Consider the following 1,161-nt stretch of genomic DNA (forward strand, 5'->3'; position numbering starts at 1 on the left):
ATACCAATCGGCGCTGACGCGGACTCACGGGGTTTCGCATTTGCGTCGGATCTGATTCGATTGGGCGAACCGGAGGGTTTGCCATGTCTGCCGCCATCCCGCTGCGAGACGATTTTACCGCTTCCGAGCTTCGGCAGGTGGCGAAGGCCAGCCGGGATGCCGGTCAGAGCCGGCGTCTGCTGGCGCTGGCGGAGATCTACGATGGCGGGAGCCGCACGGACGCCGCCCGGATTGGGGTGGTAGGCCTTCAGACGATGCGCGATTGGGTCCTGGCCTTCAATGCACACGGGCCGGACGGACTGATCGACGACAAGGCGCCGGGCCAGGCGCCCAAACTGAGCCCCGAGCAGCGTCGGGCTCTCGCCGCCATCGTGGAGCGCGGCCCCGATCCGGACCGGGACGGCGTGGTGCGCTGGCGGCTCAAGGATCTGGCCGCCTGGATCCAGGCCAGCTTCGGGGTGAGCCTGGACGAGAGTTCGGTCGGTCGCGTGGTCAAGGCGCTCGGCTTTCGCAAGCTCTCGGCGCGTCCCCGGCACTATGCTCAGGACCCGGCCGCGCTGACCGCGTTTAAAAAAACCTGCCCGCCGAACTGAGCGCGGTCCGGGCGCGGCTGCCGCCGGGCACGCCCATCGAACTCTGGTGGCAGGACGAGGCCCGCGTCGGCCAGAAGAACACTCTGCCGCGCCGCTGGGCGCGCCGCGGGACACGGCCCGCAGCCCCCAAGGATCAGCGAACGGAATACGCCTACCTCTTCGGGGCGATCTGCCCCGAGAAGGGCAAGGGCGCCGGCCTCGTCTTGCCACGGTGCAACGCATCAGCGATGACCGCGCACCTCGAAGAGATCAGCCTCGCCGTCGATCTCGGTGCCCATGCCGTGCTGATGCTCGACGGAGCCGGGTGGCACAGCGCCGAGGACCTCGTCGTTCCCGACAACATCACCCTGTTGCCACTCCCGGCCCGGGCCCCGGAACTCAACCCGGTCGAGAACGTCTGGCAATTCCTGCGCGACAACTGGCTCGGAGACCGGATCTTCACATCCTACGACGACATCGTCGATCGCTGCTGCAATGCCTGGAACGGGCTGACCGAGCAGCCATGGAAAATCATGTCTCTCGGACTGCGCGACTGGGCTCATCGGTGATGATCAACACCGATTGGTAT

Annotated in this window: 1 protein-coding gene; it reads left to right on the top strand. The window is 66.9% G+C overall.

The features are described from left to right. Positions 1-83: 83 nt before the first annotated feature. Positions 84-1,141, top strand: a protein-coding gene (locus FV229_RS26930) for an IS630 family transposase (RefSeq protein WP_187275309.1) whose coding sequence is annotated in 2 segments (ribosomal slippage) — positions 84-570 and positions 570-1,141 — 1,059 coding nt in all. Because the reading frame shifts where the segments join, the coding sequence is not laid out codon by codon here. Positions 1,142-1,161: the final 20 nt, after the last annotated feature.

Source organism: Methylobacterium sp. WL120, from assembly GCF_008039465.1.
GTDB classification, from domain to species: Bacteria; Pseudomonadota; Alphaproteobacteria; order Rhizobiales; family Beijerinckiaceae; genus Methylobacterium; species Methylobacterium cerastii.